This window comes from Pseudomonas sp. KCJK8993 (assembly GCF_046230915.1).
Lineage (GTDB): Bacteria > Pseudomonadota > Gammaproteobacteria > Pseudomonadales > Pseudomonadaceae > Aquipseudomonas > Aquipseudomonas piscis.
On the sequence record NZ_JBJJLO010000139.1, the window covers coordinates 1 to 15281 of the forward strand.

Consider the following 15281-nt stretch of genomic DNA (forward strand, 5'->3'; position numbering starts at 1 on the left):
GACCGGGCCTGGAAAGCGGATCTGGTGGGGCGGCTCGAAGAAAAAAACAAACTCGTCTGTACGAGCTGTTGATTTAACTCGTACAGACGAGTAGTTTTCCTTCCTGCGTGCTGCCAATAACAAGAATCCCAGGTGGAAGAACGAGCATGAGCCACGACTATTCAACGATCGCCAGCGAGTTGCTGCACAGCCTCGGTGGCGCCGACAACCTCGAGCAGGCAGCCCATTGCGTGACTCGCCTGCGCCTGGCCCTCAAGGATCCGGCGCGGGTCGACAGCGCCACGCTCAACCAGATCGACCTGGTCAAGGGCTCGTTCTTCACCGGTGGCCTGTTCCAGGTCGTGATCGGCCCCGGCGAGGTGGAAAAAGTCTACGCGGCGCTGCGCGAGCAAACCGGCCTTGCCGTCTCGACCATTGCCGATGTGAAGCACAAGGGCGCGCAGAAGGCCCATGCCATGCAGCGCCTGGTGCGGGTCTTCTCCGACGTGTTCATGCCGATCCTGCCGGCCCTGATCATCGCTGGCCTGCTGATGGGGGTGAACAACCTGCTGGCCGCCAAGGGCATGTTCATCGAGGGCCAGACCCTGCTTGAGGCCCATCCGGACCTGGACGGCTTGTGGAGCCTGATCAACCTGATGGCCAACACCTCCTTCGTGTTCCTGCCGGCCCTGGTGGGCTGGTCGGCGGCCAAGCGCTTTGGCGGCAGCGAGATCCTCGGCATCGTCCTGGGCCTGATGCTGGTGCACCCGGACCTGCTCAACGCCTGGAACTACGGCAAGGCCGTGGCTGGCCTGGATGGCCAGAGCCTGCCGTACTTCGACATCCTTGGCCTGTTCCAGATCGAGAAGGTCGGCTACCAGGGGCAGATCCTGCCGATCCTGCTGGCCGCCTACGTGATGAGCGTGATCGAGAAGTGGCTGCGGGCGAGGGTGCCCAATGCCATTACCCTGCTGGTGGTGCCCATCACTACCATCGTGGTCACCGGGGTGCTGGCCCTGGCGATCATCGGTCCGGTGACCCGCCACCTGGGAATCCTGATCACCGAGGGCGTGGTTATTCTGTTCGAGCTGGCGCCGATGGTGGGCGGGGCGATCTTCGGCCTGCTCTATGCGCCGCTGGTGATCACCGGCATGCACCACATGTTCCTGGCGGTCGACCTGCAACTGATCTCTACCCAGGGCGGCACCTTCATCTGGCCGATGATCGTCATGTCCAACCTGGCCCAAGGCAGTGCCGCCCTGGCGGTATTCACCATGAGCCGCAACGCCCGGGACCGCAGCATGGCCTCGACCTCGGCGATCTCGTCTTATTTCGGCATCACCGAACCGGCGATGTTCGGGGTCAACCTGCGCTACAAGTTTCCGTTCTACGCCGCGCTGACCGGCTCGGCCCTGGGCAGCGTCTTTCTTTCGCTGAACAAGGTCCAGGCCTCGGCCATCGGCGTCGGTGGGTTGCCGGGGTTCATCTCGATCATTCCCCAATACATCCCGATGTTCGTCGTGGGCATGGTCGTGGCGCTGGTAGTGCCCTTCGTCCTCACTTGCGGCCTGAGCCTGAAGATCATCCGTCCCGGTTACCGCGTGGCCTGAGCGGCCCAGCACGAGGCGGTGAACGCTTGTGCACTTTCCAAAGGAATACCCCATGCAAGACTGGCAGCGCTCGGTGATCTACCAGGTCTACCCGAAAAGTTTTCACAGCCACTCAGGACAGGCCACCGGTGACCTGCTGGGCGTGGTAGACAAGCTCGACTACCTGCACTGGCTGGGGATCGACTGCCTGTGGCTGACTCCGTTCCTGCGCTCGCCGCAGCGCGACAACGGCTATGACATCAGCGACTACTACGCCATCGATCCCAGCTACGGCAGCATGGCCGACTGCGAACTGTTGATCGAGCAGGCCGGCAAGCGCGGCATCAAGTTGATGCTCGACATCGTGGTCAACCACACCTCCATCGAGCACACCTGGTTCCAGCAGGCCCGCAGCAGCCTGGACAACCCCTACCGGGACTTCTACATCTGGCGCGACAAGCCCAACAACTGGGAGTCCAAGTTCGGCGGCTCGGCCTGGGAGTACGAGGCGCAGACCGGCCAGTACTACCTGCACCTGTTCGATCACACCCAGGCCGATCTGAACTGGGACAACCCCCAGGTGCGCGCCGAAGTCTTCAAGATGATGCGCTTCTGGCGGGACAAGGGGGTCGGCGGCTTTCGCCTGGATGTGATCAACCTGATCTCCAAGCCGGTGGACTTCCCCGAGGACCAGAGCGACGGCCGACGTTTCTATACCGACGGCCCGAACGTCCATGAATACCTGCAGGAGATGCATCGGGAGGTGTTCGCCGGCCACGACCTGGTGAATGTCGGCGAGATGTCCTCCACTTGCCTGGAGCACTGCATCCGCTACTCGAACCCGGAGTCGAAGGAGCTGTCGATGACCTTCAACTTCCATCACCTGAAGGTGGACTACCCCAACCAGCAGAAGTGGCTGCGGGCCGATTTCGACTTCCTCGAACTCAAGCGCATTCTTTCCGATTGGCAGTGCGGCATGCAGGCCGGTGGCGGCTGGAACGCGTTGTTCTGGTGCAATCACGACCAGCCCCGGGTGGTGTCGCGGTTCGGCGACGACGGCGAGCATCGGGTGGTATCGGCCAAGATGCTGGCCACCGCCTTGCACCTGCTGCAGGGCACGCCCTTCGTCTACCAGGGCGAAGAGCTGGGCATGACCAATCCGCATTTCCAGCGTATCGAGCAATACCGCGACGTCGAGACCCTGAACATCTACCGCCTCAAGCGCGAGGCCGGTGAAGACCCGCAACAGATCATGGCGGCGATCCAGCAGAAGTCCCGGGACAACGGGCGCACCCCCATGCAGTGGAGTGCCGGGGCCAACGCCGGTTTCAGCAGCGTCGAGCCGTGGATCGAGGTCGCGGCCAATGCCGGCCAGATCAATGTCGAGGCGCAGCAAGAGGACCCGCAATCGGTGTTGCACCACTATCGTCGGTTGATCGCCTTGCGCCGTGAGCAGGCGTTGATCCAGCACGGCATCTACCGCCAGTTGTTGCCCGACCACCCGCAGGTCTGGATCTACGTGCGCGAAGGGCGGGGCGAGCGCCTGTTGGTGGTGAACAACTTCTATGGCGCGCCGTGCGAGGTCCAATTGTCGTCGCAGATTATCGAGCCGGGCATGCAACAGCGGCTGCTGATCAGCAACTACCCGGGCGATGCCATGCGCAGCCGGCAGTTGCTGCTGCGGCCCTATGAGTCCTTCGTCCTGCACCTGGCCGACGCCTAGTAGCCAGGTGGTTTTTGCCGTTTGCCAGGCATGCGCTGTACCAGGGCCGGTGCGGGGGCCTCGATCGCCGGCCAGCCGATGCCCGGGGTTGCCAACATCACAATAAAAATAATGGGGTGGCTTATGAAAACAACGATCAATCGCGGTTTGGCGGCGTCCTGCCTGTGCCTGGCCTTGCCCTATCCGGTCCAGGCCCTGGAGTTTTCCGGCTACCTGCGCAGCGGCCTCGGTACGTCGGTCAACAGTGGTTCGCAATCGTGCTTCCAGCTGCCCGGCGCGCCATCCAAATACCGCCTGGGCAACGAATGCGAACAGTACGCCGAGCTGGAGCTGCGCCAGGATCTGTACACCCTCGAGGACGGCTCGGTGCTCAGCGTCGATGGCATGGCCTCGCTCAACAACCGCTACGATCGCAACCTGACCTTCCGGGGGGAGAATGGCTCGGCGCGCATGCCGCAGATGTATGCCCAGTGGTCCAAGCTGCCCAGCCTCAATGGCGGTTCGCTGTGGGCCGGGCGTCGTTACTACAAGCGTAACGACATCCATATCTCCGACTTCTACTACTGGAACCAGAGCGCCACCGGCGGCGGGGTCGAGGACGTGCGCATCGGCGACCTGAAATACAGCTATGCCTTTTCCCGCAAGGACAACCTCTACCAGAAGCAGGCGGTGACCCGTCACGACTTCAACGTCGCCGGCTTCCAGAGCAATCCCGGCGGCGAGCTGGAACTGGGCCTGAGCTACCTGGAAAAGCCCGATCGCCGTGGCGCCCACAGTGGCTGGGCGGTCACCACCCAGCATGTGCAACAGGGCTTTCTGGGCGGCAAGAACAAGCTCGCCCTGCAATACGGCGAAGGCCCGGGCACCGGCCTGGGTTATACCGGCAACTCCTATCTGGATGACAGCAACAAGAGCTATCGCCTGGTGGAGTTTTTCGACTGGCAACTGACCCCGCGCTTCGGCGGTCAGTTTGAGGCGGTCTATCAGAAGGACATCCGTCCCGACGGCCAGGACCAGAACTGGATCTCCCTCGGCGTGCGCCCGGCCTATGCCATCACCGAGCAGTTCAAGCTGGTGGCTGAGTTCGGCCACGATCAGGTGGAGGCCCCCGGGGGCACGCGCAAGCTCAGCAAGTTCACCTTCGCCCCGACCTGGTCGCCCAAGGGGCCGGAGTTCTGGGCCCGTCCCGAGGTGCGCTTGTATTACACCTATGCCAGCTGGAACGAGGCGGCCCAGCGTGCGGCCAATCAACTGGCGGCCGGCTCCGCGCTGTCCGACAGCGGTGCATTCGGCAGCGCCCGACATGGGGCGAATCTCGGTTTGCAGGTTGAGTACTGGTGGAAATAAGCGATGCTCCCGGGGCTCGCGCCCCATCGGCATTTCAAGGAATCAACAGCAGGTGACGTCATGGCCATAACCCAACCCTTGCAATTGCTCGCGCCCCTGTCCGGGCTGCTGCTGCCCCTGGAACAGGTGCCGGACCCGGTGTTTTCCAGCCGGGCGATCGGCGACGGCATGTGCATCGACCCGACCTCCCAGACCCTCTGCGCGCCACTGTCCGGAATGGTCAGCAACCTGCAGCCCAGTGGCCATGCGGTGAGCATTACCGGCGAGCAGGGCCAGCAGGTGCTGATGCACATCGGGCTGGACACGGTGAACCTGGCGGGCAAGGGATTCACCTGCCTGGTCCACGAAGGCCAGCAGGTGGCGGCGGGACAGGCGCTGATCGAGTTCGATGCCGACTACCTGGCCCTGCATGCCCGCAGCCTGCTGACCCTGATGCTGGTGGTCAGCGGCGAGCCGGTGAGCGCACTGGTGGATGAGCGCCGGTTGGTGGAACAGGGCCAGCCGCTGCTACAGCTTGACCTGGCTGCCCAGGCCCCTGCCCAGACCCCTGCTGCCGAGGGCGAGGCGCTGTTTTCCAAGCCACTGATCCTGGGCAATCCCCAGGGCCTGCATGCGCGTCCGGCGGCCCTGCTGGCCCAGGCTGCCAAGGGTTTTGCCGCGAACATTTGCCTGCACCGGCGCAGCGATACGGCCAACGCCAAGTCCCTGGTATCGATCATGGCCTTGCAGACGGTCCAGGGCGATGCCTTGCAGGTCAGTGCCGTGGGCACGGATGCCGAGCAGGCGATCCAGGCCCTGGTGGCGCTGCTGGCCTCCGGCTGTGGGGAGCCGGTCGCTGCGCTGCCCAAAGCCGTATCCCCAGCTGTATCGGATGATGTGCCAGGGGCCATCCTGCGCGGGGTCTGTGCTTCACCGGGCTCGGCCTTCGGCCAGGTGCGGCAAGTGGCGCCGCCGCGCTTGCAAATCATTGAACAGGCAACCCGTCCGCAGCAGGAGCGCCAAGCCCTGGCGCGGGCCCTGCGCCAGGCGGCCAGTGCCCTGCAACGGCTGCGGGACGATGCCCCGGGTGAAGCGCAACAGAACATCTTCCGCGCGCACCAGGAGTTGCTGGACGACCCGAGCCTGCTGGAGCAGGCCGAGTCGCTGATCGCCAGCGGCAAGAGCGCCGCCTTTGCCTGGAACAGCGCCATCGAGGTCACCGCCGAGCTGTTCCAAAGCCTGGGCAGCAGCCTCTTGGCTGAGCGTGCGGTGGATCTGGCGGATGTTGGCCAGCGGGTACTGGAGCTGATTCTTGGCGTGCGGGAACAGGCCATGGACCTGCCGGACCAGGCCATCCTGGTGGCCGAGCAATTGACCCCTTCGCAAACCGCGAGCCTGGATACCACCCGGGTGCTGGGTTTTGTCACCGTGGGCGGTGGCGCCACCAGCCATGTGGCGATCCTGGCCCGAGCCCTGGGGCTACCGGCGCTCTGTGGCCTGTCGCCCCAGGTGCTGTCCCTGGCCGACGGTACGCCGGTACTGCTGGATGCCGATCGTGGCGAACTGCACTCGGACCCTGACCCGCAATTGCTGCGGCAACTGGATGCCCAGCGCGAACAACAACGCCAGCGCCAGCACCGGGACCTGGCCCAGGCGGCGCTGCCGGCGGTAACCCTCGATGGTCATCACCTTGAGGTCACGGCCAACATTGCCTGCCTGGCGGAGGCCGAGCAGGCCGTCAGCCTGGGGGGCGATGGTGTCGGCCTGTTGCGTTCGGAGTTTCTCTACCAGGACCGCACCCAGGCGCCGAGCCCGCAGGAACAGGCAGCCACCTATCGGACCATCGCCCAGGCCCTGGGGCCCGAACGCAACCTGGTGGTGCGCACCCTGGATGTGGGCGGCGACAAACCCCTGGCCTATGTGCCGATGGACAGCGAGGCCAACCCCTTTCTCGGCCTGCGCGGCATTCGCCTGTGCCTGGCGCGTCCGGAACTGCTACGGGAGCAATTCCGGGCGATCCTGGCCAGCGCCGGGCAGGCCCGCCTGCACATCATGTTGCCGATGGTCAGCCAGCTCGCGGAGCTGCGCCAGGCGCGCCAGTGGCTGGAGCAGGAGGTCCAGGCCCTGGGGCTGGCGCAATCACCCCGGCTGGGGATCATGGTCGAGGTGCCGTCGGCGGCGTTGCTGGCGGATCGCTTCGCCCCGGAAGTGGATTTCTTTTCCATCGGCACCAACGACCTGACCCAGTACACCCTGGCCATGGACCGCGACCATCCGCGCCTGGCCAGCCAGGCTGACAGCTTCCACCCGGCGGTGCTGCGCCTGATCGCCACCACGGTCCAGGCCGCCCATGCCCACGGCAAGTGGGTCGGTGTGTGCGGTGCGCTGGCTTCTGAAACCCTGGCGGTGCCGCTGTTGCTGGGCCTGGGGGTGGATGAGTTGTCGGTGAGCGTGCCGCTGATCCCGGCCATCAAGGCCCGGGTGCGGGAGCTGGACCTGGCCCAGTGCCAGGCGCTGGCCGCGCACATCGTTAATCTGGAGGATGCTGCCCAGGTGCGTGAATGCCTGCATCGCCAACCGCTTGCCGCTCACTCACCGGTCCTGGAGAACTGAAGATGTTCGAGAAACTACAGCGGGCGTTCTGGAAAGCCCTGACTCCGGACCTGGTGCCCGACCAGCCGAAAGCGCCCAAGGCTGGCGGTCATGCCCTGGATGAACCGACGCTGGCGGCATTGGGCGGACCTGCCAATATCAAGAGCCAGCAATGGCTGGCCCTGACCCGGTTGCGCCTGGAGCTGCATGACCCGCACTTGCTCGACAGCACTGCCCTGGCCAAGGCTGGAGTGCCGGCGGTGATGCCCCTGGCAGGCGGGGTGGTGCATCTGTTGCTGGGGCTGCAGGGCTGAGCGCAACCACGGCCCTGCATCTGCGTCCCGTCGCCGCGCCGGCCTTACTGTTTCTCAACTGCGGGTGTATCGTATTCGCCTTTTTGCGGGCCCGGGCCCGCGGCAGATACGTGAGGTAGTTGAGTCCATGTCCTTTACCCGTCGACAAATACTCGGTGGTCTGGCCGGTCTGGTGGTGGTTGGCGTGGGCGCCGGCGGTGCGTCGCGTTACTGGCTGGGCAAGGTCGCGGACGACAATGCCGGGCACGACTACGAGTTGATCGCCGCCCCGCTGGATGTCGAGCTGGTAGCGGGTTTCAAGACCCAGGCCTGGGCCTTCGGGCCGTCGGCGCCGGGCACCGAATTGCGGGTCCGCCAGGGCACCTGGTTGCGGGTGCGCTTCATCAACCACCTGCCGGTGGAAACCACCATTCATTGGCACGGCATCCGCCTGCCGCTGGAAATGGACGGCGTGCCCTACGTCTCGCAGCTGCCGGTCAAGCCGGGCGAGTTCTTCGACTACAAGTTCCGCGTGCCGGATGCCGGCAGCTACTGGTACCACCCCCATGTCAGCAGTTCCGAGGAACTGGGTCGGGGCCTGGTCGGCCCACTGATCGTCGAGGAGCGCGAGCCGACCGGCTTCAAGCATGAGCGCACCCTGAGCCTGAAGACCTGGCACGTGGACGAGCAGGGCGCCTGGATGCCCTTCAGCGTACCGCGCGAGGCCGCACGCAATGGCACCGCGGGACGCCTGATCACCATCAACGGCCAGGCCGAGGCGGTGACCGAGCTGCCGGCCGGGCAGGTGGTGCGGGTGCGCCTGCTGAACCTGGACAACACCTGGACCTATCGCCTCAACCTCAAGGGCAACTGCGAGGCGATGATCTATGCCCTCGACGGCAACCCGATCACCCCGCGCCCGCTGGACGACGACTACTGGCTCGGCCCGGGCATGCGCATCTGCCTGGCCATCCGCATTCCCGAGGCCGGCGAGGAAATCTCCCTGCGCGATGGCTTCGTGCGCCTGGGCACCCTGCGTTCGGTGGCCAGCAGCGAAGCCCCCGGCGACTGGCCCAAGGCGCTGCCGGCCAACCCCATCGCCGAGCCGGACCTGGAAAAGGCCGAGAAGCTCAACTTCAATTTCGAGTGGGCCGGCAAGGTCTCGGTGAACACCGAGAACGGCAAGCCGCCGAGCCTGTGGCAGATCAACGGCCAGGCCTGGGATATCACCGACAAGACCTGCGCCGATCGTCCGATCGCCACCTTGAAGAAGGGCAAGAGCTACATCTTCGAGCTCAAGAACATGACCCAGTACCAGCACCCTATCCACCTGCACGGCATGAGCTTCAAGGTGATCGCTTCCAATCGCCGCCAGATCGTCGAGCCCTGGTTCACCGACACCTACCTGCTGGGCAAGAACGAACGCGCCCAGGTGGCGCTGGTGGCCGATAACCCGGGCACCTGGATGTTCCACTGCCATGTGATCGACCACATGGAAACCGGCCTGATGGCCGCGATCGAGGTGGTGTGATGCGCCAGATTCGCCCGGCACCGATCATCGATCGCAGCCGCGACCAGGCGTTCATGCGCGAGGCCCTGGCCCTGGCTGCCCAAGGGGCCGCCCTCGGGGAGGTTCCCGTGGGTGCGGTGTTGGTACTCAACGGCGAGATCATCGGTCGCGGCTACAACTGCCCGATCAGCGGCAGCGATCCCAGCGCCCATGCCGAGATGGTGGCCATTCGCGCCGCAGCCCAGGCGGTGAGCAACTACCGCCTGCCGGGCAGCACCCTGTACGTCACCCTGGAGCCCTGCAGCATGTGTGCCGGGCTGATCGTCCATTCACGTATCGCCCGGGTGGTCTACGGCGCCTTGGAGCCCAAGGCGGGCATCGTGCAGAGCCAGGGGCAGTTTTTCACCCAGGGCTTTCTCAACCACCGGGTGCTGTACGAAGGTGGGGTGCTGGCCGAGGAGTGCGGCACGGTGCTCAGCGAGTTCTTCAAGGCACGGCGGGCCAGCCGCGACTGAACACCCCCCTGCAGGAGCGAAGCTTGCTCGCGATGACGCCAGCCCGGGCATGCTCACCTTGAACCGGGTGTGGTGTTCGATATCGCTATAGAGGGCCAGCCTCGCATCCTACGGATACGGGGGATTCATTTCCTGGCGACGATCACGGCGCGCATCGGCGCCGGCAGGCCTTCGATGGTCTTGCGGTGGTCGGCGGGATCGAGGAAGTCGCTCAGGGACTGGTACTTCATCCACTCGGTGGCCCGCTGTTCCTGCACGCTGGTCAGGTTGACGTCCACGCAGCGCACGTCGCTGAACCCGGCGCGGCGCAGCCACAGTTCCAGGGCCGGCACCGATGGCAGGAACCACACGTTGCGCATCTGCGCGTAACGGTCTTGCGGCACCAGCACCTGCTGCTGGTCGCCTTCGACCACCAGGGTCTCCAACACCAGTTCACCCCCCTTGACCAGGCAGTCCTTGAGCGCCAGCAGGTGCTCGATGGGCGAGCGGCGATGGTAGAACACGCCCATGGAGAACACGGTGTCGAAACCCTCGAGGTTCGGCGGCAGGTCCTCGAACGGGAACGGCAGGTGCCAGGCCTTGGGTTGTTCCAGGTAGCGCTGCACCGCCTGGAACTGGCAGAAGAACAGCCAGTTCGGATCGACGCCGATCACGCTGTCGGCACCGGCGCCGAGCATGCGCCACATGTAGTAGCCGTTACCGCAGCCGACATCGAGGATGCGCTTGCCGTGCAGGTCAAGGTGCGGCGCGACTCGCGACCACTTCCAGTCCGAGCGCCACTCGGTGTCCACATGCACGCCGAACAGGTCGAACGGGCCCTTGCGCCAGGGGCTCAGGCCCATCAGGGCAGTGCGCATCCGCTCGCGGGTCGCGGCGTCGCAGTCGCTGTCCAGGACCAGGCCATTGAGCAAGTCGATTTCACTGGGGCGCACGTCCGGCAGGGCGTCCAGCGCGCTCTGCCAGCGGGCCAGGTCGCCATGGCCCTTTTCCATCTTGGCATCGAGTTGCGCTTGCAGGCCCTGGGCCCAGACGGCCAGGGGAGTGCCCACCAGATGGCGGGCCAGGGGGGACAGATCGATCATGGCAGGGCAATCAACGAAGCGAAATTAAGGCATTGGAACCAGGGCACGACTTTCGAGAAGCCGGCGGCCAGCAGGCGTTCGCGGTGTTCCTCGAGGCTGTCGGGCTTCATGACGTTCTCGATGGCGCTGCGCTTCTGGGCAATCTCCAGTTCGCTGTAGCCATTGGCGCGCTTGAAGGCGACGTGCAGGTCGGTGAGCAGCTCATGTTCCTGGACGTCGTTGAAGCGCAGCTTTTCCGAGAGGATCAGCGCGCCGCCGGGCAGCAGTGCCTGGCGGATGCGCGTCAGCAAGGCCTGGCGCTGTTCAGGGGCGATGAACTGCAAGGTGAAGTTCATCGCCACCACCGAGGCCGGCTGGAACTCCAGGGCCAGGATATCGCCCTCCACCACTTGCACGGGCAAAAGCTCCTGGAACATCGAGTCCTGGCCGTTGAGGTATTCCCGGCAGCGCTCGACCATGGCCGCCGAGTTGTCCACGGCGATCACCCGGCAGCCATCGCTGCGCACATGGCGACGCAAGGCCTGGGTCACCGCCCCGAGGGACGCCCCGAGGTCGTAGAGCACGCTGTGGGGCTGGGCGAACTGCGCCGCCAGGACCCCGAGGTTCTCGACGATGGTCGGGTAGCCGGGTACCGAGCGCTTGATCATGTCCGGGAAGACCCGCACCACGTCTTCGTTGAAGGCGAAGTCGGGCACCTGGGCCAGGGGCTGGGCGAATAGGCGGTCGGGTTCTTTGCTCACGGCGGTTCCAGCGATGGCGATAAAAAAGAGGGGCGGCATTGTAGCCGCTGTGGCTGGCTGCGATAAGGCCTGGGAAGGCTAGGGCGACAATGGGTGTCGCCCATCCCGGGGCTAGCGCGGCTTCTGGCTGAAGGCCGAAGCGGCGATGCCCCACTGGCCCAGCCAGTAGAAGATGATGATCAGGTAGGGCGCGGCATCGAAGGCGGCGACGAAGCGGCTCAGGCCGATCAGGCTGTCGGAGAAGGCGAAGCTCAAGGCACCGAGCGCGGCCAGGGCCGCCGAACGCTTGGGCACCGCCGTGCCCAGCCGCGCCAGGGCCCGCCAGAGCATGGCGCTGATGGTCAGGGCATAGACGATCACCGGCACCAGCAGCGGCCCCAGGCCATGGGCGATCAGCACGCTCAGCAACGCCACGCCGATGGCCAGGGCCAGCAGCAGCGGCAGCGGCGCCAGGCGCCGGCAGTCGCTCAGGTAGGCCTTGAGGTAGGCCAGGTGGGCCACCAGGAAGGCGCCCAGGCCGAACACGAACAGGTCCATGGGCCAGGCCAGCAGGATGTCCCCCAGCACCGAGAACAGCAGGCCGATGATGATCCAGCGCCGGTAGTCCCCCGAGGGCGCATCGTGCAGCCAGCCCAGCAGGGCCAGTACCGGCAGGGGCTTGACCAGCAGGCAGAGCAGGGTGGCATGTATGGCGGTGCCGTAGATGAAGGTCGCGGCGCCCATCAGCGCAAGGATTAGCCAGCCCATGTCAATTGACCATGATCGAGCAGTCGAAGGCCTTGACCGGCGCTTCCTCCGGCGCCCAGGGCTGCTGGTAGGTCAGCAGCAGGCGGCCCGTGCCGTTGGCGAAGGCCTGGAAACGCCAGGTGGAGAAGCCGCCGCTGCCGACCAGGCCGGTGTCATCCGGATTGCTGTAGACCTCCGGGCTGACCTTGCGCAGGATGCCGCCCGCCGAGTCCTGGATCGCCCAGCGATAGCCCGTGGTGGGGTTGCTCGGCAGGGTGACGATCAAGTTCTGGCCGTTGTGCAGCTGCAGCGGGCACTCACTCTGGTTTTCCACGGTGACGTTTTGCTTGGGTTGGCTCGCGCAGGCGGCCAGCAGGGCAACGCTGAGCAAGATAAGCAGGCGGTTGGCGGGCATGGGTCAGGAAGCTCCGATCATTCACGACGAACGGCGAGCATAACTGAAGATGGAGAAATGTGTGGCGGGGCTGGGCGGTTGCAGGAACGAAGCTGGTTCGCGATGAACGACGACGCGGTACGTCAGGTACCGTGCGTCGTTTTCGTCGCGGGCAAGCCCCGCTCCTGCAGGGCCCGGGTTAGAACAGTACCTTGGCCACGTCGGCGAAGCGCTTGGCGAAATGCACGGTGAGGCCTTCCTTGAGGTAGTCCGGCAGTTCCTCGAAGTGCCCACGGTTGGGCTCCGGCAGGATCAGCTCGTGGATCTTCTGCCGGCGCGCGGCAATCACCTTCTCGCGTACCCCGCCAATGGGCAGCACGTGGCCGGTGAGCGTCAGCTCGCCGGTCATGGCCACCCCTTTCTTCGGTGGCTGGTTACGAGCCAGGGACAGCAGGGCGCTGGCCATGGTCACCCCGGCGCTGGGGCCATCCTTGGGCGTGGCGCCTTCGGGTACGTGCAAGTGGACGAAGGCTTCGTCGAAGAACTTGCTGTCGCCACCGAACTGCTTGAGGTGCGAGCTGACGTAGCTGTAGGCGATTTCCGCCGACTCCTTCATCACATCGCCCAGCTGGCCGGTGAGCTTGAAGCCGCGGTTGTGGGTATGAATGCGCGTGGCCTCGATGGGCAGGGTCGCCCCGCCCATGCTGGTCCAGGCCAGCCCGGTGATGACCCCGACGCCACTGAGCACCTGTTCGTTGCGGAACACCGCCATGCCCAGGGACGCCTCCAGGTCCTTGGGGCCGATCTTGATACGGGCGTCCGGTTCGTCCAGCAGCCGCACCACGGCCTTGCGCACCAGCTTGCCCAGTTGCTTCTCCAGCTGGCGCACCCCGGCTTCCCGGGCATAGCTGTCGATCACCGTGCGCAGGGCGCTGTCGCTGATGCCCAGGCTGGCCTTGGCCACCCCGGCCTTCGCCAGTTGCTTGGGCCATAGGTGGCGCTTGGCGATGGCGAGTTTTTCCTCGGTGATGTAACCCGACAGGCGAATCACTTCCATGCGGTCCAGCAGCGGCCCGGGGATCGAGTCCAAGGTGTTGGCGGTGCACACGAACAGCACTTTGGACAGGTCCATGCGCAGGTCCAGGTAGTGGTCGAGGAAGTCGACGTTCTGCTCCGGGTCGAGGGTCTCCAGCAGTGCCGAGGCCGGATCGCCCTGGTAGCTCTGGCCCATCTTGTCGATCTCGTCGAGCATGATCACCGGGTTCATCACCTCCACTTCCTTCAGAGCCTGCACCAGCTTGCCCGGCTGGGCGCCGATGTAGGTGCGGCGGTGGCCCTTGATCTCGGCCTCATCGCGCATGCCGCCGACGCTGAAGCGGTAGAAGGGGCGGCCCAGGGATTCGGCGATGGATTTGCCGACGCTGGTCTTGCCCACGCCGGGCGGACCCACCAGCAGCACGATGGAGCCGCTGATCTCGCCCTTGTACGCACCCACCGCGAGGAACTCGAGGATGCGGTTCTTGATGTCGTCCAGGCCAGCGTGGTGCTGGTCCAGCACTTTGCGCGCGTGCTTGAGGTCGAGCTTGTCCTGGCCATAGATGCCCCAAGGCACGGCGGTGGCCCATTCCAGGTAGTTGCGGGTGACCGCATATTCCGGCGAGCCGGTCTCGAGGATCGACAGCTTGTTCATTTCCTCGGTGATGCGTTTCTGCGCCTGGGGTGGCAGGACCTTGCCCTGCAGGCGCTGCTCGAACTGTTCCAGGTCGGCGCTGCGATCGTCCTTGGTCAGCCCCAGTTCCTGCTGGATCACCTTGAGTTGTTCCTTGAGGAAGAACTCGCGCTGATGCTCGCCGATCTTGCGGTTGACCTCGGCGGAAATTTCTTTCTGCAGCCGTGCGACTTCCACTTCCTTGCGCAGCATCGGCAGGACTTTCTCCATGCGCTTGAGCATGGGCACGCAGTCGAGCACTTCCTGCAACTCGTTGCCGGTGGCGGAGGTCAGGGCGGCGGCGAAGTCGGTCAGCGGCGATGGATCGTTGGGGCTGAAGCGATTGAGGTAGTTCTTCAACTCTTCGCTGTACAGCGGGTTGAGCGGCAGCAGTTCCTTGATCGCGTTGATCAGCGCCATGCCGTAGGCCTTGACTTCGTCGGTGGGCTCGGCGGGCTGGCGCGGGTATTCGACTTCCACCAGGTAAGGCGGGCGATGGTGCTTGAGCCAGGTGCGTATCCGCACCCGGGTCAGGCCCTGGGCGACGAACTGCAGCTTGCCGTTCTCACGGCTGGCGTGGTGGACCTTGACCAGGGTGCCGTACTCCGGCAGCGCCGAAGTGTCGAAATGTCGTGGGTCTTCCTGGGGGGTATCCATGAAGAACAGGGCCAGGGAGTGATGCTCGGACTTGCTCACCAACTCCAGGGTCTCGGCCCAGGGCTCTTCATTGACGATGACCGGCAGGACCTGGGCCGGGAAGAACGGCCGGTTGTGGATCGGGATGATGTAGACCTTGTCCGGAAGCCTTTGCCCCGGCAGCGCCAGGTCGGTGCCATGGGCGACCGGATGTTCGGTTGCATCCGGCTCGACGTAGTCACGCGGATCTTCGGGGAATTCTTGCTGATCGCTCATGGAGGCTCCTGCACGATGGGCTATGCAGGGTTAGATGGGGCGGGTCATGGCGGGTTTCAATGGGGCAAGGGTTACAGCTTTTTTCCGTAGGCGGCGGTCATCATTGCTGATGCAAGTTGCCACGCCCAGGCGTGTTTGCGGGGTTGTCTCTTATACACATCCCCCAGGCCCCGAGAACCCCGGGGCGCCCCG

The 15281-nt window shown here is 65.0% G+C and carries 12 protein-coding genes; 7 read left to right on the forward strand and 5 right to left on the reverse strand.

Annotated features, from left to right (window positions below; genetic code table 11):
• Nucleotides 1-146: 146 nt before the first annotated feature.
• The 7 genes from treP to tadA all read left to right on the forward strand — a co-directional run bounded on the left by treP (nucleotide 147) and on the right by tadA (nucleotide 9527).
• Nucleotides 147-1589 carry a PTS system trehalose-specific EIIBC component gene (gene treP / locus ACK6AU_RS28425; RefSeq protein WP_409302863.1) on the forward strand — a complete coding sequence of 481 codons (1443 nt, stop codon included), beginning with the start codon at nucleotides 147-149 and terminating at the stop codon, nucleotides 1587-1589.
• A gap of 52 nt (nucleotides 1590-1641) precedes the next feature.
• The gene (treC, locus tag ACK6AU_RS28430) at nucleotides 1642-3291 is read left to right on the forward strand and encodes an alpha,alpha-phosphotrehalase (protein ID WP_409302865.1); all 1650 of its coding nucleotides are present in this window, start codon (nucleotides 1642-1644) and stop codon (nucleotides 3289-3291) included.
• Nucleotides 3292-3414: 123 nt separating this feature from the next.
• Nucleotides 3415-4638 (forward strand): maltoporin, encoded by a 1224-nt coding sequence (locus tag ACK6AU_RS28435; protein WP_409302867.1) that lies wholly within the window; start codon nucleotides 3415-3417, stop codon nucleotides 4636-4638.
• A gap of 60 nt (nucleotides 4639-4698) precedes the next feature.
• Entirely contained in the window at nucleotides 4699-7230 is a 2532-nt protein-coding gene (ptsP, locus tag ACK6AU_RS28440; RefSeq protein ID WP_409302869.1) for a phosphoenolpyruvate--protein phosphotransferase, read from the forward strand.
• 2 nt (nucleotides 7231-7232) lie between these two features.
• Entirely contained in the window at nucleotides 7233-7523 is a 291-nt protein-coding gene (locus tag ACK6AU_RS28445) for a PTS glucose transporter subunit IIB (protein WP_409302871.1), read from the forward strand.
• A gap of 127 nt (nucleotides 7524-7650) precedes the next feature.
• Entirely contained in the window at nucleotides 7651-9033 is a 1383-nt protein-coding gene (locus ACK6AU_RS28450) for a multicopper oxidase family protein (protein WP_185698543.1), read from the forward strand.
• Entirely contained in the window at nucleotides 9033-9527 is a 495-nt protein-coding gene (tadA, locus tag ACK6AU_RS28455) for a tRNA adenosine(34) deaminase TadA (RefSeq protein WP_409302873.1), read from the forward strand. Before ACK6AU_RS28450 ends, tadA begins: the two co-directional genes overlap by 1 nt.
• Nucleotides 9528-9652: 125 nt before the next feature.
• Here the strand turns inward: tadA and cmoB are convergent, their stop codons facing one another.
• The 5 genes from cmoB to lon form a co-directional block, all read right to left on the reverse strand.
• Entirely contained in the window at nucleotides 9653-10609 is a 957-nt protein-coding gene (gene cmoB / locus ACK6AU_RS28460) for a tRNA 5-methoxyuridine(34)/uridine 5-oxyacetic acid(34) synthase CmoB (RefSeq protein ID WP_185698541.1), read from the reverse strand.
• Entirely contained in the window at nucleotides 10606-11349 is a 744-nt protein-coding gene (gene cmoA, locus ACK6AU_RS28465; protein WP_022640667.1) for a carboxy-S-adenosyl-L-methionine synthase CmoA, read from the reverse strand. Before cmoA ends, cmoB begins: the two co-directional genes overlap by 4 nt.
• Before the next feature lie 111 nt (nucleotides 11350-11460).
• Nucleotides 11461-12096: a lysoplasmalogenase gene (locus tag ACK6AU_RS28470; protein ID WP_185698540.1), complete on the reverse strand. Its 636-nt coding sequence runs from the start codon at nucleotides 12094-12096 to the stop codon at nucleotides 11461-11463.
• A gap of 1 nt (nucleotide 12097) precedes the next feature.
• Complete coding sequence (locus ACK6AU_RS28475; protein ID WP_409302876.1) at nucleotides 12098-12490, reverse strand: protease inhibitor I42 family protein; 393 nt, start codon at nucleotides 12488-12490, stop codon at nucleotides 12098-12100.
• Nucleotides 12491-12668: 178 nt separating this feature from the next.
• A complete protein-coding gene (gene lon, locus ACK6AU_RS28480; protein WP_260497946.1) occupies nucleotides 12669-15089 on the reverse strand; it encodes an endopeptidase La in 2421 nt (806 codons plus the stop codon).
• Between the last annotated feature and the right edge of the window lie 192 nt (nucleotides 15090-15281).